The following is a 24,393-nucleotide window of genomic DNA, read 5'->3' as shown; positions in this document are numbered from 1 at the left end:
GGGGAACCGCCATGACTCATGACAACAAACTGCAGGTCGAAGCGATCAAATGCGGCACGGTGATCGACCACATTCCGGCGCAGATCGGTTTCAAACTGCTGACGCTGTTCAAGCTGACCGCCACCGACCAGCGCATCACCATCGGCCTGAACCTGCCTTCCAACGAGCTGGGCCGCAAGGATCTGATCAAGATAGAGAACACCTTCCTGACCGAGCAGCAGGCCAACCAGCTGGCGATGTACGCGCCGAAGGCCACGGTGAACCGCATCGATAACTATGAAGTGGTGCGCAAGCTGACTCTCAGCCTGCCTGACCACATCGACGGCGTGCTGACCTGCCCGAACGGCAACTGCATCAGCCGCAGCGAGCCGGTGGCGTCGAGCTTCAGCGTGAAGCCGCGCGACGGCGAAGTGCACCTGAAGTGCCGCTACTGCGAAAAAGAGTTCGAGCACCAGGTGGTGCTGCAGGCGGACTGAATTCTGCCCCTTTGCGGGAGCGGCGCTGTTAATCTGCGCGTCACTCCCTATAATGGATGCCTGAAAATAACTCTACCCACGTTGCTACCCACCGAATTTTACGCTGCGGCCGACCGCGCGGCGGCGTGAAAGACAACGGGTCTATCAGGAGAAAACATGTCACGTAACATCAGCACTGAACTCGCCCCGGCAGCCATTGGTCCTTATGTGCAGGGCGTTGATCTGGGCAGCATGATCATCACTTCCGGCCAGATCCCGGTCGATCCGAAAACCGGCGCCGTCGCCGACGACGTGGCCGCTCAGGCGCGCCAGTCGCTGGAAAACGTCAAAGCGATCGTCGAAGCCGCCGGCCTGAACGTTGCCGACATCGTGAAAACCACCGTGTTCGTGAAAGACCTGAACGACTTCGCTACCGTCAACGCCGCGTACGAAGCCTTCTTCACCGAGCACAGCGCGCCGTTCCCGGCCCGCTCCTGCGTGGAAGTGGCGCGTCTGCCAAAAGACGTGAAGATCGAAATCGAAGCCATCGCCGTGCGTCGTTAATCGACGCTCACGCGCATCACGGCCAGTGCAGACTGGCCGTTTTTATTTCTGCTCTGCCCCGACAGCCTGCCGTCCCTGCGCCTTTAGCGCTCACCGCCGCCGCCTTTTCGCCCTATATTAAGGCGTCGCTACGCCGCGTCTGCACCGCAAACGGGCATTTTTCACCGCGGCAGCCCCGTTCTGCGCCATTTTCGCCCGTTATCGCCTTGGCACGTTTTATGCTCGATTGATTGACAGCCTGCAATGTCGACGAGGTGACGATGCTGAATATCAATCTTTCCGCTTCACCGTTTTTTGATGAGATGCTTCTGGCTGAGGGAAAACACCGTGGCCACTACGACGCCTACTGGCAATGGCTGCAGCAGGCCGATCACCAGGCCGTGCAACGCAAGCGGGAAGAGGCTGCGCTGCTGTTTCACCGGGTGGGCATCACCTTCAACGTCTACGGCGACGATGACGGCGCCGAGCGGTTGATCCCGTTCGACAGCGTGCCGCGCATTATTCCGGCCGCCGAATGGGCGATGCTCGATCGCGGCATTCGCCAGCGCGTACAGGCGCTCAATGCCTTCCTGCATGACATTTACCACCAGCAGCATATTCTGAAGGCCGGCCTCATTCCGGCGGAGCAGGTGCTGGCCAACGATCAGTATCAACCCTGTATGCAAGGCGTTGATCTGCATCGTGATATCTATGCGCATATCGTCGGCGTGGACATGGTCCGCAACAGCGACGGCCAATACTACGTGCTGGAAGATAACTTGCGCACCCCGTCCGGCGTCTCTTACATGCTGGAAAACCGCAAAATGATGATGCGTCTCTATCCGGAACTGTTCGCCCGGCAACGCATCGCGCCGGTGGAGCGCTACCCGTCGCACCTGCTGCAAACGCTGCGCGAAAGCTCGCCCATCAACGATCCCACCGTGGTGGTGCTGACGCCGGGCCGCTTCAACAGCGCCTATTTTGAGCACAGTTTCCTGGCGCAGCAGATGGGGGTGGAGCTGGTCGAAAGCGCCGATCTGTTCGTCAAGGACGGCGCGGTCTTCATGCGCACCACCGCCGGGCCCTGCAAAGTGGACGTGATCTATCGTCGGGTGGACGACGCCTTCCTCGATCCGCTGGCGTTTCGGCCGGACTCGATGCTCGGCGTACCGGGGCTGCTGTCGGTGTATCGCGCCGGCAATGTGGTGCTGGCCAACGCCATCGGCACCGGCGTGGCCGACGACAAATCGATCTACCCCTACGTGCCGGATATGGTGCGCTTCTACCTGCAAGAGGAACCGCTCCTCAACAACGTGCCGACCTGGCAGTGCCGACATAAAAACGAACTGTCGTATGTGCTGGCCAACCTCGAACAGATGGTCGTGAAAGAGGTGCACGGCGCCGGCGGCTACGGCATGTTGATCGGCCCCACGGCGAGCAAGGACGAGCTCGCCCGCTTCCGCGCTCTGCTGCTGTCTCGCCCGCAGAATTACATTGCGCAAAACACGCTGGCGCTGTCCACCTGCCCGACCTTCGTCAACGATGGTCTGGCGCCGCGGCATATCGATCTGCGGCCGTTCGCCCTCAGCGGCGCGGAGATCCGCCTGGTGCCTGGCGGCCTGACCCGGGTGGCGTTGGCGGAAGGTTCGCTGGTGGTGAACTCGTCGCAGGGCGGCGGCACCAAGGACACCTGGGTATTGGAGGACGACCTATGCTGAGCCGCACCGCCAGTGAACTCTATTGGATGGCCCGCTATCTGGAGCGGGCGGAAAGCATCGCCCGGGTGCTGGACGTCACCAACAAGCTGTCGATGATGCCGATCCGCGACGGCGGCGATCAGGATCTGCAGGTGCCGCTCAACCTGACCGGCACCGGCCAGCTGTATGCCGCCGCCTACCCGGAATTGACGATGCCCAATCTGGTCAGTTTCTTCGCGCTCGACAACCGTAACCACAGCAGCATCTTCAGCTGCCTGCAAATGGGCTGGAACAACGCCCACGCGGTGCGCGGCAGCCTGTCATCCGAAGTCTGGGAGTGCATCAACGCCACCTGGATAGAGATGAAACTGATCCGCCGCCAGGGCATCGGCTCGGTGGGCGCCGATGCCTTCTTCGACTGGGTGAAGGAGCGCGCCCATCTGTTTCGCGGCGCCATGTTCGGCACGCTGCTGCGCAGCGACGCCATGCGCTTTATCCGTCTCGGCACCCTGCTGGAGCGGGCCGACGGCACCGCCCGTCTGCTGGAAGTGAAGAACACGCTGATGGACATCGACGGCGACCCGGTGCGCGAATATTACCGCATGGACACGCTGCTGCGGGCGGTGAGCGCGCGCGAAGCCTACCACAGCATCTACAAGCAGCCGTTGAGCCGCGAGACCATCGCCGAACTGATGATTCTGCGCAATGAAATCCCGCGTTCACTGCTGGCCTGCGTCGGCGACATGGTGCAGCAATTGGAACTGATCGGCGGCGGCGCCAACCAACCGCGACGTCTGGCGCACACCCTGCATGCCGAGCTGCGCTTCAGCAGCATGAAGGACCTGAACAAGATCGGCCTGGGCGAGTGGTTGAGCGCCTTTCTCGGCCAGGTGAACGGCATCGCCGAAAGCATCCATCACACTTATCTGGAGGCGCAATGAAACTGAATATTGAGCACAACACCCATTATCGCTACGCCCAGCCGGTGCAGCGCAGCACCCAATATCTGCGGTTGACGCCGCAGGATTCGCCCCATCAGCGCATCCTCTCCTGGCAACTGTCGTTGCCGGATGACGCGGTGCGCACCACCGACGCCTTCGGCAATGTACTGCACGTGCTGACGCTTGATGAACCGCATCAGGCCATCACCATTCGGGTGCTCGGGGAAGTGGAGATTGAAGACGGCGTCGAAGATCGAGCGCTCGGGCACCTGTCGCCGCTGGTATTTCTGCGCCATAGCCCACTGACTCAGCCCGATGACGCCATTCAGGCCTTCGCCCTGCGTTATCATCAACCGCAGGCGGTGCTGAGCGGCCTGGAACATCTGATGGGCGAACTGCTGCTGAAAATGCCTTACAGCCCTGGCTCCACGCGCGTGACCGACAGCGCCGCCGAGGCTTTCGCCGCCGGCAGCGGCGTGTGTCAGGATCATACGCATGTCTTCCTGAGCTGCTGCCGCAGCCTGAACATCCCGGCGCGCTACGTCAGCGGCTACCTGTACAGCGAAGACTCGACCCATGTCGCCACCCATGCCTGGGCGGAAGTGTGGGTGGAGGAACGCTGGCACAGCTTCGACGTGACCAACAATACGCGCATGCCGAATCAGCACCTTAAGCTGGCGGTCGGCATCGATTATCTGGACGCCTGCCCGGTGCGCGGCATGCGATTGGGCGGCGGCTGCGAAGACATGAGCGCCATCGCCGCCGTACAAATGATGCCAACCGGCCAGTAGCCGCTTGCCGATGGAAAATGTTTCGGGCACGCTGCGCGTTGGCGGCGTGCCGGTCTTGTTTTGAGGGATTGTAGTATGACCTACTGTGTGGCCATGCGTTTGTCGTCCGGGCTGGTCTTTGCGTCCGATTCGCGCACCAACGCCGGGGTGGACCATATTTCCACCTTCCGCAAACTGCACGTGTTCCAACAGGACGGCGATCGCACGCTGGTGCTGCAAAGCGCCGGCAACCTGGCGACCACCCAGAGCATCATCAGTTTGCTGTTGCACCGCAGCAAGGACGCCGAACGCCCCAACCTGCTCAACGCTCCCAGCCTCTACGACGCCGCCACGCTGGTGGGGGAAACGGTGCGCGAGGTGATCCAGCGCGACAGCGAGGCGCAGCAAAGCGGCAGCACCACCGATTTCAGCTGCAACCTGCTGCTCGGCGGCCAAATTAGCGGGGAAGAGATGCGGCTGTTCCATATCTACCCGCAAGGCAACTTTATCGAAGCCACCCGCGACACGCCCTATTTTCAAATAGGCGAAAGCAAATACGGCAAACCGATCATCGACCGGGTGCTGCACTACGACACGCCGCTGGAACAAGCGATGCAATGCGCGCTGATTTCACTGGATTCGACCCTGCGCAGCAACCTGTCCGTCGGGCTGCCGCTCGACGTGATGATCTACCCGCGCGACAGCTTCAGCCATGCCCGGCAATACCGCATTACCGAAGACCATCCGTACTTCAGCGCCATCCGCAAGGGCTGGGGCGAAGGGCTGGTCAGCATTTTCACCCAGTTGCCGCCGCTGCAACTGTAGGGATCCGGGCTCACACGAGCCCGTCCGCCTCATTGCACCTGCAACCCCCGCAGCAACGCCTCCAGCGGGTATACCGCCGCAATCACCACTTCGTCGCGCGCCTGCGCCGCCGCATCCAGCCGGCGCTGCGCTTGCTCGGCCTCGGCCCGGCTCAGCGGTTTGTCCTGCTGATACCGCTCCAGCAGCGTTAAGCCCAATGCGGCCAGGGCATCGACGTCCTGCGCCACCGGCGCCAGCTCCCGCAGCGTGCGGTTGCCCGCGATCGCCGTCTGCAGCGCCGCGCCGTTCGCCTGCCAGCGCTGCAGCCGTTCGCGCAGCGCCTGCGCCGCCGCCTTATCGCGCTTATCCTTCAGCAGAGCCGCGACCTGCGCATGCATGTCGCGCACCGCCTCGCTCTCCGGCGGTAGCGCATCGGCAAAGCGGTTCAGCGGTTCGAACTGATGATAGTTGCCGGCCTGGAACTTCAGGTGCTGGCGGGTGTAATACTGCGCCGGTTCCACCGCCTCGGCCAGGATCTGCAGCGGCACGATCTGCACGCTGTTGCTCAGCCGGGTGAATTCGCGCGCCGTTTCCGCGTGCTGCTGCAGGCCGACCGACACCACCGACCAGGCGTCGATCGCCGCCAGCCGCCGGTACATATTGCTTTCGTCAGTGACGTCCTGCGCCGACCACAGCCGCTCCGCCACCGCGAAGGCGCGCGGCCACAGCTTGAGATCGAGCAGCGGCGCGCGCACGTTTTCCGCCCACAGCGCCGCTTCGCCGCCGAGAATGTTGGCCTGCCCCTTCTCATCCGGCACCACCGGCATCTTGCCCGCCGGCGCCGCCGCCAGTTTCTCGCCGCTGGTGGGGTAACGCACGTTGCCGACCAACGTATAGCCGCTGAGCTTGTCCTGTTGCAGCGTGAACACCGGCCGCGTGTCGCCCATCCAGGTATCGACGCGGAACGTCACCTGCTGCGGCGTGCGCCAGACGATGTCGTGCACCGCGCGGCGCGACTTGCCGTTGAAATCGATAAAGCCGCGCCAGCCCTGCTTGCCCTCGATCAGCGTGAAGCTGCCCTCCACCGCGCTGCCCTTCAGACGCGGCATGCTGAAACGCCAGCTTTGCGCCTGCTCGCCGGGTTGCACCGCCGTTTCGACCCCCAGCGGCTGCGGCTGAATTTCATTGCGGTAGTGATAGGCGGTGCTTTGCGGCTGATCGAGATAGAAACCGGTGGAGAGAATGCCCTGATAGCCATCCTGCGCGCTGGCGCCCAGCGAGTCTTGCCCCTGCCAGGACTGAATGACGATCGAACGCGGCAGCGACGGATGATAGATCTCGTCCCAGCCGACCATCTGCCGCTGGTGCTTCTCGAGGACTTTTTCCAGCTTCTGGTTGAAGTAGGCCTGCAGCGCATGGGTATCCGCCAGCCCGTTTTGCTGCATAAACGCCTGAATCGACGGCGACGCCCGCCACTGGCTGGCGTCCACTTCGTCGCCGCCGATGTGCAGATAAGGATCGGGGAAGATCGCCGCCAGCTCGCCGACGATCGTATCGACAAACTGATAAACCTCGTCGCGGGTCGGATCGAGCGTCGGCTTATGCACGCCCCACTCGCGCTCCATGCGATACGGCCCCGGCGCGCTCATCAGATCGGGATAGGCCACCGCGATGCTGGAGGCGTGCCCCGGCATGTCGATCTCCGGCACCACGCGAATGCCGCGCGCCGTGGCGTAAGCCACCACCTGCCGCATTTGCTCACGGGTGTAGAACTGGCCGTCGCTGGCCTGCTGCTGCAATTTGGGGTAATGCTCGGAGGCGAAGCGCCAGCCCTGATCGTCGCTCAGGTGCCAGTGGAATACGTTGAACTTGGCCGCCGCCATGCCGTCAAGCTGGCGCAAAATGTCCGGCAGCGGCAGGAAATGGCGCGCCGAATCCAGCAACACGCCGCGCCACGGAAAACGCGGCACGTCGCGAATGTCCACCAATGGCAGGAAAGTGTTTTGCCCGTCGGTCTGCAGCAGTTGCAGCAGGGTCTCCATGCCGCGCAGCGCGCCGAAGCGGGTGTTGGCGGTCAGCGTGGCGCCCTGCGGCGTGACCGCCAGCCGGTAACTCTCATCGCTGCCCGGCAGCGGCTGCGCCGCCACCCGATCCTTGATCACCACCTTGATCGCCGCGCCGTTTGCTTCTTCCCTCGGCGCCAACGTCCAGCCGGTCTGCAGTTCGATGCGCTGGCGCCAGCGCGGCAGCGCGTCGCCCAAATCATCGCCCTGGAGGCTTAACGACAGCCGGTGATCCAAAATCAGTTTGCCCGCCGGTTGCGTCACTTCCACCTGCTGCGGCCAGGGCATCAGCGGCAAATCCCCCGCCGGCTGCGCCAGCGCGCCGCAAGAAAACCATAACGATGAAGCCAGTAGCGTATAACGGAAAGGTCTGTGCATCGGAAATTCCTCAGAGGAAAAAAAACAAAATATCCCCAATGAATTTCAAACCACCGCTAGGCGGCAAGCGTCCGCATCCCCAGGCGCTTAGGTCTGCTAAGTAACTGGGGGGCGGGCGTACAGCCAACAACGCGGTGGCTTGAAAGGCGCAGGGGAAAACAGCCAACGCTGTAGATAAAGACTCAGCACAGAACAGATGTCCAACCGTTGCGGTGAAAAAGCGGACGGGATCACAGTTGCCCCCTCCCGGCCGGAGGGGGCGAACGGGTTATTGCCAGCCGTAGCGGCGCACGAACCAGCCTTTCACGCACTGGGTCAGCACCATGTAACCGGCGAGGATCAGCACCAGCCACGGGAAGTAGGCGAGCGGCAGCGCCTGCAGCTGCAGGAAGCCGGCCAGCGGCGAGAACACCAGGCCGATGCCGGTGGCGATCACCGCCAGCGTCATGATGCACAGCGGCCAGGACGGGCGGCTCTGGATAAACGGAATTTTGCGCGTGCGGATCATGTGCACGATCAGCGTTTGCGACAGCAGCCCTTCCACGAACCAGCCGGACTGGAACAGCGTCTGCATTTCCGGCGTGTTGGCCTTGAACACCCACCACATCAGGCTGAAGGTCAGCACGTCGAAGATCGAACTGATCGGCCCAAAGAACACCATAAACCGCCCCAAATCGGCGGAGTTCCAGCGCTGCGGCTGGGTGATCTGATCGTCGTCGACGTTATCGAACGGGATGGCGATCTGCGAGATGTCGTACATCAGGTTCTGAATCAACAGGTGCAGCGGCAACATCGGCAGGAACGGCAGGAAGGCGCTGGCGATCAGCACGCTGAACACGTTGCCGAAGTTGGAGCTGGCGGTCATCTTGATGTATTTCAGCATGTTGGCGAAGGTGCGGCGCCCTTCGATCACCCCCTGCTCCAGCACCATCAGGCTTTTTTCCAGCAGGATGATGTCCGCCGCCTCCTTGGCGATGTCCACCGCCGAATCGACGGAGATGCCGATATCGGCCGCGCGCAGCGCCGGCGCGTCATTGATGCCGTCGCCCATAAAGCCCACCACGTGCCCCTGGCGGCGCAGCAGTTTGACGATGCGCTCCTTGTGCAGCGGCGTCAGCTTGGCGAACACCGTGGTGCGCGCCGCCGCCTGCGCCAGCTGCTCGTCGTCCATCTGCTCGATCTCGCTGCCGCGCAGCAGATGATCGGCCTCGAGCCCGACGTCCCGGCACACTTTGGCGGCCACCAGCTCGTTGTCGCCGGTGAGGATCTTCACCGTGACGCCGTTCTGTTTCAGCGCCGCCAGCGCCGGCGCGGTGCTCTCCTTCGGCGGATCGAGGAAGGCGACGTAGCCTTCGAGGATCAGATCCGACTCGTCCGCCACGCCGTATTCATGGGTTTGCGCCGGCAGGATCTTGTTGGCCACCGCCACCACCCGCAGCCCCTGCTGGTTGAGATCGTCGGTGATGCGGCGGATCCTCGCCAGCAGCGCCTCGCTCAGCGGGATCACCTCGTCTTCGTGACGCACGTGGCTGCAAATCGCCAGCATCTCTTCCAGCGCGCCCTTGCACACCAGCTCGTGATAGTCGTTGTCTTTGGCCACCACCACCGACATGCGGCGGCGCACGAAGTCGAACGGGATCTCATCCACCTTGCGGTAGTTTTGCAGCGCCTGCGGCTGCTGATTTTGCTCCGCGCAGCTCAGCACCGCCACGTCGAGCAGGTTTTTCAGCCCGGTCTGGTAGAAGCTGTTCAGCCAGGCGTAGCGCAGCACCCGCTCGCTGCTGGCGCCGAACACGTCGGTATGGCGCTCCAGCACGATCTTGTCCTGGGTCAGGGTGCCGGTCTTGTCGGTGCACAGAATGTCCATCGCGCCGAAGTTCTGGATGGCGTCCAGCCGTTTGACGATCACCTTCTGGCGCGACAGCTTCACCGCCCCTTTGGCCAGCGTCGAGGTGACGATCATCGGCAGCATCTCCGGCGTCAGCCCGACCGCCACCGACAGCGCGAACAGCGCCGCCTCCCACCAGTCGCCCTTGGTGTAGCCGTTGATCAGCAGCACGATCGGCGTCATCACCAGCATAAAGCGGATCAGCAGCCAGCTGACCTTGCTGATGCCGCTCTGGAAGGCGTTCGGCTGCTCATCCTGGCTGGTGACGCGCTGCGCCAGCTGGCCGAAATAGGTGCCGCCGCCGGTGCCGATCACCATCGCCAGCGCGGTGCCGCTGACCACGTTGGTGCCCATGAAGCACAGGTTCTGGCAGTCGAGCGGATCGGCCGCCGGCAACTGCGGCGCGGCGGATTTCTCCACCGGCAGCGATTCGCCGGTCAGCGCCGCCTGGCTGATGAACAGATCCTTGGCCGACAGCACGCGCAGATCCGCCGGGATCATGTCGCCGGCCGCCAGCTTGATGATGTCGCCCGGCACCAGCTGCGCGATCGGCAGCTCCACATGCTCGCTCTTGCCGGTGAGCGCATCGCTGCGGATCACCGTGGCGGTGTTGCTCACCATGGCCTTCAGCGCGTCGGCCGCCCGGTTGGAGCGCGCCTCTTGGATGAAGTTCAGCAGCGTGGAGATCAGCACCATCAGCGCGATCACCAAGGCGCCGGTCAGATCCTCGGTGGCGTAAGAGATCATGCCGAGCGCGGTCAGCAGCAGGTTGAACGGGTTGCGGTAGCAGTGCCAAAGGTGTTGCCACCAGGCCTCTTTCTGCTGATCGTCGATGACGTTCTCGCCGCAGCGCTGGCGCACCTGTTCCGCCTCATGGGCGGTGATGCCTTCCGGGTGGCTGTGAAAACGCTCAAAGAGTTGCATCGTTTCTGCGGCGGCGCATTCCAGCCGCTGCTGCGCCAGGCCGGCCGGCATATCGCGCGCAGCGCCGCCGACGCTGTCCAGCAGGCTGTCGCGGCGCACCAAACGGCGCGGGAGGCCGCGGGCGAACAGGCCCAGCAGCTGACGGGGGAGTTTTTTCAGTTTCATGGTTCGCACCTCGTCGCCCGGTGCCTCACGGCAGCGGGTAAACGGGGATCGTCATCGGCCGGGCGGATGGCGGGTGCGCCAAAAAGCCTCTGCCAACGCAGATCCTTATTCTTTTTTTCAGCAGCAGGAGCGAACGACAAAGCGCGCGCTACCGGTTACCGTGATGTACTTCACCGGTAAAACAGCAGCGCCAGGCGGAGAGGTTTTACCGGAGAACCGAGTGAGTGTCTAAAGCAGTCGGGTCGGGGTCCATATGGGGCATAACCTCCGGTAAAGGGAAAAACAGAGCGGCAGGAGCGGCCGTTCATCGCAATGTCACAATCCCGTTTTGCATCAAGATCCGCGTCGGAAAATGAGCTATGCTGACGGGCATTGTTTTACAGGCCTTTATGTTACGCCTGTCCACCTCAACGAAAAGTAAACCATGCAAAACCGGCTGACCATCAAGGACATCGCGCGCCTGAGCGGCGTAGGCAAATCCACCGTCTCACGTGTGCTGAACAATGAAGGCAGCGTGAGCCCGCAAACCCGTGAACGGGTGGAAGCGGTGATCCGTCAGCAAGGGTTTACGCCCTCCAAGTCGGCGCGCGCCATGCGCGGCCAAAGCGACAAAGTGGTGGGCATCATCGTTTCCCGTCTCGACTCGCCGTCGGAAAACCAGGCGGTGGGCACCATGCTGCCGCTGCTGTATCAGCAAGGCTTCGATCCGATCGTGATGGAGAGCCAGTTCGAAACCCGCCTGGTGCAGGAGCATCTGCACGTACTGCATCAGCGCAACGTCGACGGCGTGATCCTGTTCGGCTTCACCGGCCTGACCGCGGCGATGCTCAAGCCGTGGCAGGAAAAAATGGTGGTGATGGTGCGCGAATACGACGGCTTCTCGTCCGTCTGCTACGACGACGCCGGCGCGGTGAACCTGCTGATGGATCGCCTGTATCAGCAAGGGCATCGGCATATCGGCTATCTGGGGGTGCAGCTCAGCGACGCCACCACCGGCCAGCGCCGCTATCAGGCCTATCTCGACGCCTGTGAACGCCTCACGCTCACGCCGCGCGCCACGCTGGGCGAACTGAGCTACCAGAGCGGTTTCCAGCACGCCGCCGAAGTGATTGACGCGCACACCAGCGCGCTGATTTGCGCCTCCGACAGCATCGCCCTGGGGGCGATCAAATACCTGCAACAACAGCCGACGCGCGCCATCCAGGTATGCGCCATCGGCAACACCCCGCTGCTCAGCTTCCTGTTCCCCGACACCCTGTCGGTGGAGTTCGGCTACGGCAGCGCCGGCCTGCTGGCGGCGCAGCAGCTGCTGGCGCAGCTCAGCGGCGAACAGGGGATCCGCCGCCTGGTGGTGCCCAGCAAACTTTCCTGACGATCTGCTTAGAAGTTGACCATTTTTTGTCATTTTGTGATCCTCGCCCCAAACCGGGAACGTTCCCATTTCATTCAAAAAGCCGAGTGGCTAAGCTTTGATCATTACTCAGTCAACACCTCTGCAGGTATCCCATAATGAGCAAAGTAAAACAGCAGGATATTGATCGCCTGATTGTTTTGGTCGGCGGCCGCGAGAACATCGCCACCGTCAGCCATTGCATTACCCGGCTGCGTTTCGTCCTCAACGATCCCAATAAGGCGAAACCGAAAGAGATCGAAGAGCTGCCGATGGTCAAGGGTTGCTTCACCAACGCCGGGCAGTTCCAGGTGGTGATCGGCACCGACGTCGGCGACTACTATCAGGCGCTGATCGCCAGCACCGGCGTCAACGAGGCCGACAAGGAACAGGCCAAGGTGGCCGCGCGCCAGAACATGACCTGGACCGAGCGCACCATCTCCCACTTCGCCGAGATCTTCTTCCCGCTGCTGCCGGCGCTGATCAGCGGCGGTCTGATCCTCGGCTTCCGCAACGTGATCGGCGACATCCCGATGTCCGGCGGCCAAACGCTGGCGCAGATGCACCCGGCGTGGAAAACCGTTTACGACTTCCTGTGGCTGCTCGGTGAAGCGATCTTCATGTTCCTGCCGGTGGCCATCTGCTGGTCGACGGTGAAAAAGATGGGCGGCACCCCGGTGCTCGGCATCGTGCTGGGCGTCACCCTGGTGTCGCCGCAACTGATGAACTCCTACCTGCTCGGCCAGCAAACGCCGGAAGTGTGGAACTTCGGCTGGTTCGTGATCCAGAAAGTGGGCTATCAGGCGCAGGTGATCCCGTCGATCCTGGCGGGCATGGCGCTGGGCTGGATCGAAACCCGGCTGAAAAAGATCGTTCCCGACTATCTCTATCTGGTGGTGGTGCCGGTGGTCTCGCTGCTGCTGGCGGTGTTCCTGGCGCACGCGCTGATCGGGCCGTTCGGCCGCATGATCGGCGACGGCGTCGCCTGGGCGGTGAAATCGGTGATGACCGGCAGCTTCGCGCCGGTGGGCGCCGCGCTGTTCGGCTTCCTGTATGCGCCGCTGGTGATCACCGGCGTGCACCAGACCACGCTGGCTATCGACATGCAGATGATCCAGAGCATGGGCGGCACCCCGGTGTGGCCGCTGATTGCGCTGTCCAACATCGCGCAGGCCTCGGCGGTGCTCGGCATCATCATCATCAGCCGCAAGGCCAACGAGCGTGAAATCTCGGTGCCGGCGGCGATCTCCGCCTACCTCGGCGTGACCGAACCGGCAATGTACGGCATCAACCTCAAATACCGCTTCCCAATGCTGTGCGCGATGATCGGCTCCGCGATCGCCGGCCTTATCTGCGGGCTGGACGGCGTGATGGCCAACGGCATCGGCGTCGGTGGCCTACCGGGCATCCTGTCTATCAAGCCGCAGTTCTGGCTGATTTACTCGCTGGCGATTCTGGTGGCGATCGTCATCCCGCTGGTGCTGACCATCATGGTCTATAAACGCAAGGCCGCCCGCGGCGAGCTGCCGGTTTGATTGACGCAAGATGAATGTAGGAGCCTGCTCGCGCAGGCTCGTTGTCACGATTCAAAGGTATACAGCTATGAGCAACCCAACCCCTTGGTGGCAGAACGGCGTCATCTACCAAATTTATCCGAAGAGTTTTCAGGACAGCACCGGCAACGGCTACGGCGATTTGGCCGGCGTGACGCGGCGGCTGGACTATCTGCAGGAGCTGGGCGTGGACGCGATCTGGCTGACGCCGGTCTACGTGTCGCCACAGGTGGACAATGGCTATGACGTGGCGGACTACTGCGCCATCGATCCGGCTTACGGCACGATGGCAGACTTCGAGCAGTTGGTCGCCGCCGCCCACCAGCGCGGCATCCGCATCGTGATGGACATGGTGTTCAACCACACCTCAACCGAGCACCCGTGGTTCAAGGCCGCGCAGGATCGCCACAGCCCGTATCGTCAGTTCTACGTCTGGCGCGACGGCGACGGTGAAACGCCGCCGAACAACTGGCGCTCCAAGTTCGGCGGCAACGCCTGGCAGTGGCACGCCGACAGCGGCCAGTACTACCTGCACCTGTTCGCCGCCGAGCAGGCGGATCTCAACTGGGAGCACCCGCCGGTGCGCGAAGAGCTGAAGAAAGTGTGCCAGTTCTGGGCGGACAAAGGCGTCGACGGCCTGCGTCTCGACGTGATCAACCTGGTGTCCAAACAGCAGGACTTCCCGTCCGACAGCCAGGGCGACGGCCGCCGCTTCTATACCGACGGCCCGCGCATCCACGAGTTCCTGCAGGAGATGAGCCGCGACGTGTTTCAGCCGCGCGGCCTGATGACGGTGGGCGAGATGTCCTCCACCACGCTCGAACATTGCCAGCAATACGCGGCGCAGAGCGGCGAAGAGCTGTCGATGACCTTCAACTTCCACCACCTGAAGGTGGACTACGCCGGCGGCGAAAAATGGACGCGGGCGGCGCCGGATTACGTGGAACTGAAGCAGATCTTCCGCCACTGGCAGCAAGGGATGCATAACCGCGCCTGGAACGCGCTGTTCTGGTGCAACCACGATCAGCCGCGCATCGTGTCGCGCTTCGGCGATGAAGGCGCACTGCGGGTGCCGGCCGCCAAAATGCTGGCGATGGTGCTGCACGGCATGCAGGGCACGCCTTATATCTATCAGGGCGAAGAACTCGGCATGACCAACCCCGGCTTCCGCGCCATCGAGCAGTATCGCGACGTGGAAAGCCTGAACATGTACGCCGAACTGCGCGCCCAGGGCCGCAGCGACGCCGAGCTGCTGGCGATCCTGGCCGACAAATCGCGCGACAACGGCCGCACGCCGATGCAGTGGAGCGCCGCACCGCACGCCGGTTTCACCACCGGCACGCCGTGGATCGGCTGCGCCGAGAACTACCCGCAGATCAACGCCGACGCAGCGCTGGCCGATCTCAACTCGGTGTTTTACGCCTATCGCCAGCTGATCACCCTGCGCAAGCAGTATCCGCTGCTGACCCACGGCGACTATCAGGATCTGGCGCCGGAACACCCGGCGCTGTGGTGCTATCAGCGCAGCTGGAACGGCCAGCGCCTGCTGGTGGCGGCCAACCTGAGCCGCGAACCGCTGGCCTGGGCGGCGGAAGGCGTGGAAGCCTCCGCGCAATGGCGCCCGCTGATGAGCAACTACGCCGATTCGGCGGACCAGCCGCAGGCGCTGACGCTGCGGCCGTTCGAAGCGGTGTGGTGGCTGCTCGAAGACTGACCCCGCAGGGCGCGGCGAACGCTGCGCCCTACCATTTCCCCAGCAGCGCCGCCACGCCGGCGGCCTCTTGCGCCAACTGCTCATCGCTCATGTCGCTCACGCCCTGCACCAGATGAGGCGGCAGATAATCCATGCCGGTCAGGTTGGCCATGGCGTGGAACGGCAGCAGCAGATCCTGCACCGGGTAACGGTTGTACCCTTGCGCCGTATAGGCCTGCGCGTTGCCGCCGGTGCTCACCACCAGCTGCAGCGGCTTGCCGTGCAGTTGGGTGCCTTCGCTGCCGTAGGCAAAACCGTAGGTTAATACCGCATCCTGCCATTCGCTGAGGATCGCCGGCGAGCTGTACCAGTAAAACGGGAACAGCATCACTACCGCATCATGGCTCTGCAACAGCGCCTGTTCGCGCGCCACGTCGATGCGGTAATCCGGGTACGCGCGGATCAGTTCGTGAACGGTCACGTTGGGCAGCGGGCGTACGGCCTCGATCAGCGCCTTATTAATGCGCGACTCGTCGGGGGTGCGGTGGGCGGTTAACACTAAAATGCGCGACATACATGATTCCTCGGTCATAAGAAGATGAGGGCATTTTTCCATTTCCGCCGCGGCGGGTGTAGGCTGTTAGAGGTCACTTCAATTTCAACTGAAAGTATCAACCACTATGTCGCTGCCCTTTGACGTACACCGCCTGTTGCCGGCCTTCCTCGCCGCCGCGCAGGCGCAAAATTTCTCCGCCGCCGCCCGCCAGCTGGGCGTGACGCCGGCGGCGGTCAGCAAAAACATCCGCGCGCTGGAAGAGAAGCTGGCGCTGCGGCTGTTTCAGCGCAACACCCACAACGTGCTGCTGACCGACGAGGGCAAAGCGCTGCTGGCGCAGGTAGCGCCTCTGTGGCAGGCATTGGCGGCGACGCTGGAGAGCGCCGGCGGCGAACGGCAGGCGCCGGCCGGCGTGGTGCGCGTCACGATGATCCCCGGCTTCGGCCGCCGGATGCTGATGCCGTTGATCCCGCAATTTCTGGCGCGCTATCCGCAGATCGATCTCGATCTGTCGCTGGATGCCCGGGTGGTAAATCTGGTGGGCGAAGGTTTCGACGTCGGCATCGGCAGCCGGGTCGATCCCGACAGCCGGCTGGTGGCTCGCCCGCTCTACCCGATGCACATGGTGCTGGCGGCGTCGCCGGACTATCTGGCGCGGTGCGGTGAGCCGCAAACGCCGCACGATCTGCTGCGCCACGACTGCCTGCTGCACCGCAACCCGGCCAACGGCCGCCACGTCAAATGGCAGCTGCGCCATCAGGGCGAAACGCTGGCGCTGGATCTGAACGGGCGGCTGGTGGCCAGCCGCCCGGAGATGTTGCTGGATGCGGCGCTGGCCGGGCTGGGCATCGTCAACCTGGCGCGCTGGTACGTCGAGAAACACTTCGAGCAGGGCACGCTGCGGCCGGTGCTGGCGCAATGCTGGCCGCGCCCGGTGCAGCTGTGGCTCTATTACGCTTCGGCGGATCTGCCGCCGCGGGTGCGCGTCTGGGTGGATTTTCTGCTGGAACATTTTCGCGATCGGCCAGCGGGCGATTGACGACTGTTCAGCTTGCACACGCTCTTCCGTTTTCCTTGTTCTACATCAAAAGAATCGCGTCAATATCTATATATAGTGCATTAAGAATTGAGAACACCTATATATAGTAGTTATCCACAAAATCATCCACACGTCGCCACAGCCCTTGCGCGCTGCGGCTTTGCCCTGTGGATAAGCGAAATTTGACGGTTGCTCGCCACGCCTGGCGGGTATGAACGCTCCCTCGGGGAACAAGGAGTACAACGTGAAACCAGTAGTGATTAAGCGGGACGGTTGCCAGGTACCTTTTGACGAAGCGCGCATCGCGCAGGCCATCGAGCGCGCCGCGCTGGCGGTGGGCGTGGTCGACGCCGACTACTGCGCCACCGTCGCCCGCGTGGTCGCTCAGCGCATGCAGCAACAGCCGCGCGTCGATATCCACGAGATCCAGCAGGCGGTGGAAAACCAGCTGATGGCCGGCGAGTACAAACAGCTGGCGCGCGCCTATATCGAATACCGCCACGATCGCGACGTGGCGCGCGAGCTGCGCGGCCGCCTGAATCAGGAAATTCGCGGCCTGGTCGAGCAAAGCAACCGCGCGCTGCTGAACGAAAACGCCAACAAAGACAGCAAGGTGATCCCCACCCAGCGCGACCTGCTGGCGGGCATCGTCGCCAAACACTACGCCAAGCAGCACATCCTGCCGCGAGACGTGGTGCTGGCCCATGAACGCGGCGAAATTCACTACCACGATCTCGACTACTCGCCGTTCTTCCCGATGTTCAACTGCATGCTGATCGATCTGAAAGGCATGCTGACCAACGGCTTCAAGATGGGCAACGCCGAAATCGAGCCGCCGAAGTCGATCTCCACCGCCACCGCCGTGACCGCACAGATCATCGCTCAGGTCGCCAGCCATATCTATGGCGGCACCACCATCAACCGCATCGATGAAATTCTGGCGCCGTTCGTCGACGAGAGCTTCCGCAAACACCTGCAGGTGGCGGAAGAATGGCAGATCCCGGACGCCAAAGGCTATGCCATGGCGCGCACCGAGAAAGAGTGTTACGACGCCTTCCAGTCGCTGGAGTACGAGGTCAACACCCTGCACACCGCCAACGGCCAGACGCCGTTCGTCACCTTCGGTTTCGGCCTCGGCACCAGCTGGGAGTCGCGCCTGATCCAGCGCTCGATCCTGAAAAACCGCATCGCCGGGCTGGGCAAAAACCGCAAGACCGCCGTGTTCCCCAAACTGGTGTTCGCCATCCGCGACGGCCTTAACCACCAGTACGGCGATCTGAACTACGACATCAAGCAGTTGGCGCTGGAGTGCGCCAGCAAGCGCATGTACCCGGATATCCTCAACTACGATCAGGTGGTGAAAGTCACCGGCTCGTTCAAAACGCCGATGGGCTGCCGCAGCTTCCTCGGCACCTACGAGCAGGACGGCGAGCTGGTGCACGACGGCCGCAACAACATCGGCGTCATCAGCCTCAACCTGCCGCGCATCGCGCTGGAGGCGATGGGCGATGAGTCGCGCTTCTGGACGCTGCTGGATCAGCGCCTGCAGCTGGCGAAAAAGGCGCTGATGACGCGCATCGCCCGGCTGGAAGGCATCAAGGCGCGGGTGGCGCCAATCTTGTACATGGAAGGCGCCTGCGGCGTGCGGCTCAAGGCCGACGACAACATCGCCGACATCTTCAAGAACGGCCGCGCCTCGATTTCGCTGGGCTACATCGGCCTGCACGAGACCATCAACGCGCTGTTCGGCGGCGAAAACCACGTGTATGACGACGAAGCGCTGCGCGCCAAAGCGGTGGCGATCGTCGCGCGGCTGCGCGCCGCCGTCGACGCCTGGAAAGACGAGACCGGCTACGGCTTCAGCCTCTACAGTACGCCGAGCGAGAACCTGTGCGATCGCTTCTGCCGGCTGGACACCGCCGATTTCGGCGTGGTGCCGGGCGTCACCGACAAGGGCTATTACACCAACAGCTTCCACCTCGACGTGGAGAAGAAGGTCAATCCGTACGACAAGCTGGACTTCGAAGCGCCCTACCCGCCGTTGGCCAGCGGCGGCTTCATCTGCTACGGCGAATACCCGAACCTGCAGCACAACCTGAAGGCGCTGGAAGACGTGTGGGACTACAGCTACACCCGGGTACCTTACTACGGCACCAACACGCCGATCGACGAGTGCTACGAATGCGGATTCACCGGTGAATTCTCCTGCACCAGCAAAGGCTTCACCTGCCCGAAATGCGGCAATCACGACTCGGCCAAGGTCTCGGTCACCCGCCGGGTGTGCGGCTATCTCGGCAGCCCCGATGCCCGGCCGTTCAACGCCGGCAAGCAGGAAGAGGTGAAACGCCGGGTAAAACACCTCGGCAACGGGCAGCTTGGCTGAGAAACGCCGTGCAACCTAGGCAGAAGCCTGTTCAACAGGCGTGATTGTCGCAGCCAGTTTGCCTTCGGCCAGCGCGCACCAACCGCAGCGTACACGCAGTACGTGAGGATTGGCAGCACTGCCCGGAGGCAAAATGGCCAGTAAAATAGCCTGATGGGCAGGCCTCACATGAATTATCACCAGTACTATCCAATCGACGTGGTCAACGGCCCCGGCACCCGCTGCACGCTGTTTGTCGCCGGCTGCGTGCACCAGTGCCCCGGCTGCTACAACAAAAGCACCTGGCGGCTCAACTCCGGCCAGCCGTTTACCCCGGAGTTGGAAGACCGCATCATCGCCGATCTGAACGATCCGCGCGTGCCACGCCAGGGGCTGTCGCTCTCCGGCGGCGATCCGCTGCATCCGGCCAACGTGCCGAGCATCTTAAAGCTGGTGAAACGGGTGCGCGCCGAGTGCCCCGGCAAGGATATCTGGCTGTGGACCGGCTACCGGCTGGCGGAGCTGGACGCACAGCAAATGCAGGTGGTGGACAGGATCAACGTACTGATCGACGGCAAGTTCGTGCAGGATTTGAAAGACCCGGCGCTGATCTGGCGCGGCAGCAGCAACCAGGTGGTGCATAGGTTGCGATGAGCTAGCTGCACAGACTCGATCTGGCAGCGCTACGGCACGGCGTTAATCTGATGGGCTGCTTTGTGCCAGGAGCGGACCTTGCAAAATGGGGTTATTTCGATCAAAACGTAACGTCACAACCAGCCGACGCTCTCTCTCCATTTATAATTAGTAACTTTATCATTTTCGCTTATTTTTTTAGAGATAGAGCGAGGTTCTCTTCCTAGATACTCAGATATTTCTGTCGGGGATAAATCAAAATCGACAAGCATGACTCTAAGTTTTTCCATTTCCTTTAAAGTCCAGGGTTTGCCAAAGTTTTCATAAAGAGATACCTTATGCTCTCTGATAGTTCGCTTTCTCTGAATTTCACTTTCCCTCTGAGAAATCTCGTTTTTAAACTGTGAGCGGAACTCTTTACAGAAATTTTCATCAGTTTTCTTGTTATACAGATTACTAAAAATAAGTTGGGATGCCGGATCTAAATCAGGCGTATCAATAATAAAAACCTTGGCCTTTTCCATATGCGGGAATTCAATTTTCCCCAATATGCTTAGTTGCTTTATATTAAAAAACCCTCTCAAATCAAAAGATTTAATGAGCTTTGATTGGATTACACTTTCAATCCTGCTTGCATTTGAATAACAGTAACCTGCCATTGGAAGGGCCCATACTACCAGTTGAGGAATATATTTTTCTAATGCAATGCTCTGCCAGTCAGTATCAAAGGTTTGGCTTTTTGCTAGCATGTTTTTCGGCAAATCAGAATATAATGTTGTAGATGCCCATATCTTATAATCCTTCGCCAAGGCTTGATAGTGCTTTGTGTGGTTATGAATTTTATAAGCTGACATGAAGCGATACACATCATCATCGTGACCCGCGGCGTAAATTGTTCGGTTTCCTCTCAGGTAACCGTCGTAATGTTCGTTTATCCTTCTACCTACATTACAACTTACCCCAACGTAAACCACACGATTGAAAAGTCCTTTATGGACAATAAGATAAACTCCACTACAGCCAGATTTCCTAGCCTCTGATATAGAACCTAAAAATCTCCATTCCATAATTAAATCCATTATTATTGCTACTTTTTTTGTTTATCATTATTTTCGTGAAACTTCAACAAATCAATCCAAGATCTAAGGAAAAAGACTTATATATTTATACTGACCTGCTCCCTGTTGATTCACACAAAATGCTGTTAGCAATGTCCGTTCCTCGCTCAAAACGGCCCTTAAGTTAAGCCCACTATCAATGCCAGTGAGATTACTCTCCCCTTCACAAACCCGACCCGCAAGTCTCCTTCCTTGGAGGTGGTTCTCTCGAGAGGGATTATCGTGACGCGCTGGCTTTGGTGAGCACTACCTGCTCGAGAACGATAATGGAAACCCGCTAATCGACTTTCTATCGAACAAAATTGCTACCTATGAGTGCAACAGCGATTATTTCGCTGAGCCTAACACCGCGATCGATGAAATGCCGCTCACCGCTACGCTACGACGCCTCCTGACGGACCACTACAAGCTAACCTACTCTGATCTTAAAGAAGAGATCGGTTCAAAGTCTCTGGTTAGTCAGATCTTATCCGGACAATGTTCTTTAAATATTACCCATATCAAGACGCTTTCCGCAGACTTGGTTGTATAACTGGAATAGTTCCTGCAACTGGAGCATCTAAGTATCGGTACTATCCCAAAAATTCGCCCCGAAATTATTCAGACTTTTAACCGTGAAAGTCTTTGGGATCTGCGAGCCATCTCGCCCATCCTTCAGATAGTTATGGACAGATTCCTTACATATTGCTTTTAGGTGCTCCCAAGTCCGGTACAGATCTTCTTGTTTTGCCTGCTTTTGTCTGGCAGCGCTAACCTTGCGTGCCGGCTCGACTGAAAAATAGCTTGGCTGTTCTTCTGCAAGGTAAGAGAATGTAATGTTTCCGAACTGCCAGTCTGCATTCTGATCGATTCGCCAGCTGTAGCTTATCCGAACAAAAAGGCGTTCACTGAACGTTGTTGGCGGAAAATTTTGCTCATCGACACTAAATGTAACTTCTTCTGCCTCAACCTCAGAAACCCCTGCCCTCATTTGCGAAAATGCAGCTGTCAGATCACGGCCAGCTTTCAGGGCTGCGTATCTTGCTTCTTCGCGTTTTTTGGATGACTTGGATATCCGAAGTGCAGTAACTGCTTTTTCAAAGCAAAATAATTGCTGCGTGACATAGGGTCCACAATCATAGAGTCTAAGACCCTGAAGATAATAAGACTGTTCTTCATACAGGCATTTATCGATACATTTTTCTAGTTCACTTTCATCAATGGCTTTAAGAGCTTTACGAGCTGCATGCGAAATATCAGAATAACTCATCAGAAAACCTTCCTTATGTCAGAAACCACTGGCAATAGCGATCTTCCTGCCTGTCCGGATAGTTAGCATATTTTTCTCCAGGCCAACTGGCAACCATTGCCGAAACGCCCCCCAGACCGACGTTGGCCAGAGAACGGATAAGTCCACGTTTACTGATGTAGCTGTTCTGCAAAAATACGCCCAGACGTTCTGGTCTTCGGCCACTTACCCTACATATTGTGGGTACAGATTTGGCATGGCTGAGCCAGATTATTTTGTTGGTATCAAAAACGTCGTGATCACAAGATTTTTCAGGAAGACGGGGGACTCTCCCACGTCACCTTAGGAAACATTTTATGAAAACAGCAATCACCTTGAATGAACTCGTAATGGCTACAGCTCATGCTCGTGAGCAATACCGTTTACACGGTACGTACTTCTGGCAGGCTATGTATGAGTCCAGATACCTAGAACTTGGTCAGCTGGCTTACGATCAACGGAGAATGGTGCTCAAATCTCCTGCTGCACTGGAAGCTATGTATCGGTTAGCCATTGATGTGGAATAGTCAGGGGTAAATGGCCTCTCAGGAGGGCCATTGCTGACCAGAATGAAGAACGCTATCGAGTTGGTAGGCTTGCTCAACCCTTCACAAACCCGACAAGGATTTCTGGGTGTTCTAGTACAACTCAATACCCCCGCCGATAGCGCCCCCGGATTTTCACCTTAAATAAAGCCATTCGTTTTTCTACCTCCGAATGGCTTATATAAACCGCGGTGCCGTTTCTTAAACGTTCAAAGGCGGCATCCACCCTCTCACGCAGCGCTTGCTCCAGCAACATCGCCTGTACGTCCCTTTCAGGTTTATTCCGCTGTTCCATTTCTATCTCCTCCCTTGAGACAGCACCGGGTCACAAATCAGTTACACCAACTCCATCCCCACTACGCCGGTCAGTGCGCCGCACAGCGCCACCAGCACCGCCGTCAGGCACAGCGCCCGGGCGGAGAAGGCTTTGTTGAGCATCAGCAGCGAAGGCAGGCTGACCGCCGGCAGGGTCATCAGCAGCGCCAGCGCCGGGCCGGCGCCCATGCCCGCCAGCATCATGGTCTGTACGATCGGGATTTCCGCCGCGGTAGGGATAACGAACAGGCAGCCGACGATCGCCAGCGCGATGATCCACAGCAGGCTATTGTCGACGGCGCCGTCGGCGTGCGGGAACAGCCAGACGCGCGCCGCGCCCAGCGCCAGCACCGCCAGCACGTAGATCGGGATGGTCGACCAAAACAGCGCCCACAGCGCCTTGCCCCAGCGGGCGAGGAACGGCTGCTCGTCGTTCTGCGCCATCATCACCACCGGCGGCTGCGGCGCGGCGGGTTGCGGATCGTTGGCGGTCACGCGCTGCACCAGCCAGGCGATGCCCAGCACCATCACCACGCCCGCCGCCAGGCGGATGGCGGCGAACGGCCAACCGAGCACAAACCCCATAAACACCAGCGTCGCCGGGTTCAATACCGGGTTGGCGAGCCAAAAGGCCAGCGCGGCGCCGCTGGATACCGACTGGCGGCGCATGCCGGCGGCAACCGGCGCGGCGCAGCAGGTGCACATCATGCCCGGCAGCGCGATCAGCGCCCCCAGCACGGTGCCGGAAAAACGCCGGTGGCCGAGCGTGCGCGCCAGCCAGTCGCGCGGGATCAGCACCTGCACCAGCGAACCTAACAGCACCCCGAGCAGCGCCGCCTTCCACACCGCGGTGAAGTAGACCAGCGCATATTGCCAGGCCGCCAGCCAGGGGCTCGCGGCGCCGTCGGCCAGGATCGATTTGCCGATCGAGTGGCTGTCCGCCGCCACGAACGCCTTGCCGTAGTAAGGCTGCCATTTCACGTAGTAGAGGCCGACGGCCACCACCAGCAGAAACAGGATCGGTTTCCACAGCGGCCAGGCGCGTGGGGCGGGTTCAGGGGCGTTCAGAGGTTGCAGCATGGTCGCGGCCAGAGTCAGTCAACAGTGGCGCCAGCATAGCGCGCCGCCGCCGTCCGTGCACGTTCGGGCTGTCCTAAATAGTTCATCTGTTCGCCACCGAGGCGTAACGCGATTGTCATCTGCGCCCGTCACCATGATGCCAACGTGAAAACCACAGGGTAGACGCACGATGAAACGCACCGCTTCGGCCTTCATCGCACCGCCATCGGCATGA

Annotated in this window: 20 protein-coding genes and 1 pseudogene; 14 read left to right on the top strand and 7 right to left on the bottom strand. The window is 60.5% G+C overall.

Annotation, left to right across the window (positions count from 1 at the left end):
• Window positions 1-11: 11 nt before the first annotated feature.
• The 6 genes from pyrI to IMX17_RS15120 all read left to right on the top strand — a co-directional run bounded on the left by pyrI (window position 12) and on the right by IMX17_RS15120 (window position 5,231).
• Window positions 12-476 carry an aspartate carbamoyltransferase regulatory subunit gene (pyrI, locus tag IMX17_RS15145; RefSeq protein WP_019453298.1) on the top strand — a complete coding sequence of 155 codons (465 nt, stop codon included), beginning with the start codon at window positions 12-14 and terminating at the stop codon, window positions 474-476.
• A gap of 156 nt (window positions 477-632) precedes the next feature.
• The gene (gene ridA / locus IMX17_RS15140; RefSeq protein WP_019453299.1) at window positions 633-1,019 is read left to right on the top strand and encodes a 2-iminobutanoate/2-iminopropanoate deaminase; all 387 of its coding nucleotides are present in this window, start codon (window positions 633-635) and stop codon (window positions 1,017-1,019) included.
• A 260-nt stretch (window positions 1,020-1,279) separates the two neighbouring features.
• Entirely contained in the window at window positions 1,280-2,716 is a 1,437-nt protein-coding gene (locus IMX17_RS15135; protein ID WP_148877264.1) for a circularly permuted type 2 ATP-grasp protein, read from the top strand.
• Window positions 2,710-3,636: an alpha-E domain-containing protein gene (locus tag IMX17_RS15130; protein WP_004933382.1), complete on the top strand. Its 927-nt coding sequence runs from the start codon at window positions 2,710-2,712 to the stop codon at window positions 3,634-3,636. Before IMX17_RS15135 ends, IMX17_RS15130 begins: the two co-directional genes overlap by 7 nt.
• On the top strand, window positions 3,633-4,427 hold the full coding sequence (locus IMX17_RS15125) for a transglutaminase family protein (RefSeq protein ID WP_004933384.1): 795 nt from the start codon (window positions 3,633-3,635) through the stop codon (window positions 4,425-4,427). The genes IMX17_RS15130 and IMX17_RS15125 overlap by 4 nt, the downstream gene beginning before the upstream one ends.
• Window positions 4,428-4,502: 75 nt before the next feature.
• On the top strand, window positions 4,503-5,231 hold the full coding sequence (locus IMX17_RS15120; RefSeq protein ID WP_015376453.1) for a proteasome-type protease: 729 nt from the start codon (window positions 4,503-4,505) through the stop codon (window positions 5,229-5,231).
• 29 nt (window positions 5,232-5,260) lie between these two features.
• On the opposite strand, the gene IMX17_RS15115 is transcribed toward IMX17_RS15120, so the two are convergent.
• Window positions 5,261-7,651: a beta-N-acetylhexosaminidase gene (locus tag IMX17_RS15115; protein WP_193549918.1), complete on the bottom strand. Its 2,391-nt coding sequence runs from the start codon at window positions 7,649-7,651 to the stop codon at window positions 5,261-5,263.
• Between the two features lie 268 nt (window positions 7,652-7,919).
• Window positions 7,920-10,628, bottom strand: coding sequence for a magnesium-translocating P-type ATPase (mgtA, locus tag IMX17_RS15110; protein ID WP_193549917.1), 2,709 nt, complete (start codon window positions 10,626-10,628; stop codon window positions 7,920-7,922).
• A 424-nt stretch (window positions 10,629-11,052) separates the two neighbouring features.
• On the opposite strand from mgtA, the gene treR reads away from it, so the two are divergent.
• The 3 genes from treR (at window position 11,053) to treC (ending at window position 15,285) form a co-directional block, all read left to right on the top strand.
• Window positions 11,053-12,000 (top strand): trehalose operon repressor TreR, encoded by a 948-nt coding sequence (gene treR, locus IMX17_RS15105; protein ID WP_193549916.1) that lies wholly within the window; start codon window positions 11,053-11,055, stop codon window positions 11,998-12,000.
• 137 nt (window positions 12,001-12,137) lie between these two features.
• A complete protein-coding gene (gene treB, locus IMX17_RS15100; RefSeq protein ID WP_033651452.1) occupies window positions 12,138-13,553 on the top strand; it encodes a PTS trehalose transporter subunit IIBC in 1,416 nt (471 codons plus the stop codon).
• Between the two features lie 67 nt (window positions 13,554-13,620).
• The gene (treC, locus tag IMX17_RS15095) at window positions 13,621-15,285 is read left to right on the top strand and encodes an alpha,alpha-phosphotrehalase (protein ID WP_193549915.1); all 1,665 of its coding nucleotides are present in this window, start codon (window positions 13,621-13,623) and stop codon (window positions 15,283-15,285) included.
• 28 nt (window positions 15,286-15,313) lie between these two features.
• Here treC and IMX17_RS15090 read toward each other — a convergent pair whose 3' ends face one another.
• Complete coding sequence (locus IMX17_RS15090) at window positions 15,314-15,838, bottom strand: NAD(P)H-dependent oxidoreductase (protein WP_033641685.1); 525 nt, start codon at window positions 15,836-15,838, stop codon at window positions 15,314-15,316.
• Between the two features lie 106 nt (window positions 15,839-15,944).
• Here IMX17_RS15090 and IMX17_RS15085 point away from each other — a divergent pair, with 106 nt between their 5' ends.
• The 3 genes from IMX17_RS15085 to nrdG all read left to right on the top strand — a co-directional run bounded on the left by IMX17_RS15085 (window position 15,945) and on the right by nrdG (window position 19,875).
• Window positions 15,945-16,859, top strand: coding sequence for a LysR family transcriptional regulator (locus IMX17_RS15085; protein ID WP_193549914.1), 915 nt, complete (start codon window positions 15,945-15,947; stop codon window positions 16,857-16,859).
• Window positions 16,860-17,103: 244 nt separating this feature from the next.
• Complete coding sequence (nrdD, locus tag IMX17_RS15080) at window positions 17,104-19,242, top strand: anaerobic ribonucleoside-triphosphate reductase (protein WP_193549913.1); 2,139 nt, start codon at window positions 17,104-17,106, stop codon at window positions 19,240-19,242.
• 168 nt (window positions 19,243-19,410) lie between these two features.
• A complete protein-coding gene (nrdG, locus tag IMX17_RS15075; protein WP_193549912.1) occupies window positions 19,411-19,875 on the top strand; it encodes an anaerobic ribonucleoside-triphosphate reductase-activating protein in 465 nt (154 codons plus the stop codon).
• Between the two features lie 113 nt (window positions 19,876-19,988).
• Here nrdG and IMX17_RS15070 read toward each other — a convergent pair whose 3' ends face one another.
• Complete coding sequence (locus IMX17_RS15070) at window positions 19,989-20,933, bottom strand: GIY-YIG nuclease family protein (RefSeq protein ID WP_182265180.1); 945 nt, start codon at window positions 20,931-20,933, stop codon at window positions 19,989-19,991.
• 221 nt (window positions 20,934-21,154) lie between these two features.
• On the opposite strand from IMX17_RS15070, the pseudogene IMX17_RS25250 reads away from it, so the two are divergent.
• Window positions 21,155-21,504 (top strand): annotated as a pseudogene (locus IMX17_RS25250) (type II toxin-antitoxin system HigA family antitoxin); the annotation flags it as partial.
• Between the two features lie 27 nt (window positions 21,505-21,531).
• On the opposite strand, the gene IMX17_RS15065 reads toward IMX17_RS25250, so the two are convergent.
• Window positions 21,532-22,221, bottom strand: a complete 690-nt coding sequence (locus IMX17_RS15065) for a hypothetical protein (protein WP_182265179.1) — start codon at window positions 22,219-22,221, stop codon at window positions 21,532-21,534.
• Between the two features lie 335 nt (window positions 22,222-22,556).
• On the opposite strand from IMX17_RS15065, the gene IMX17_RS15060 reads away from it, so the two are divergent.
• On the top strand, window positions 22,557-22,766 hold the full coding sequence (locus IMX17_RS15060; protein WP_182265178.1) for a hypothetical protein: 210 nt from the start codon (window positions 22,557-22,559) through the stop codon (window positions 22,764-22,766).
• A gap of 121 nt (window positions 22,767-22,887) precedes the next feature.
• Here IMX17_RS15060 and IMX17_RS15055 read toward each other — a convergent pair whose 3' ends face one another.
• Window positions 22,888-23,079: a hypothetical protein gene (locus tag IMX17_RS15055; protein ID WP_193549911.1), complete on the bottom strand. Its 192-nt coding sequence runs from the start codon at window positions 23,077-23,079 to the stop codon at window positions 22,888-22,890.
• A 41-nt stretch (window positions 23,080-23,120) separates the two neighbouring features.
• Window positions 23,121-24,179, bottom strand: a complete 1,059-nt coding sequence (locus tag IMX17_RS15050) for a permease (protein ID WP_193549910.1) — start codon at window positions 24,177-24,179, stop codon at window positions 23,121-23,123.
• Between the last annotated feature and the right edge of the window lie 214 nt (window positions 24,180-24,393).

The organism is Serratia sp. X3, assembly GCF_014982455.1.
GTDB lineage: Bacteria > Pseudomonadota > Gammaproteobacteria > Enterobacterales > Enterobacteriaceae > Serratia > Serratia ureilytica.
This window is presented reverse-complemented; position numbering and strand designations above follow the sequence as displayed.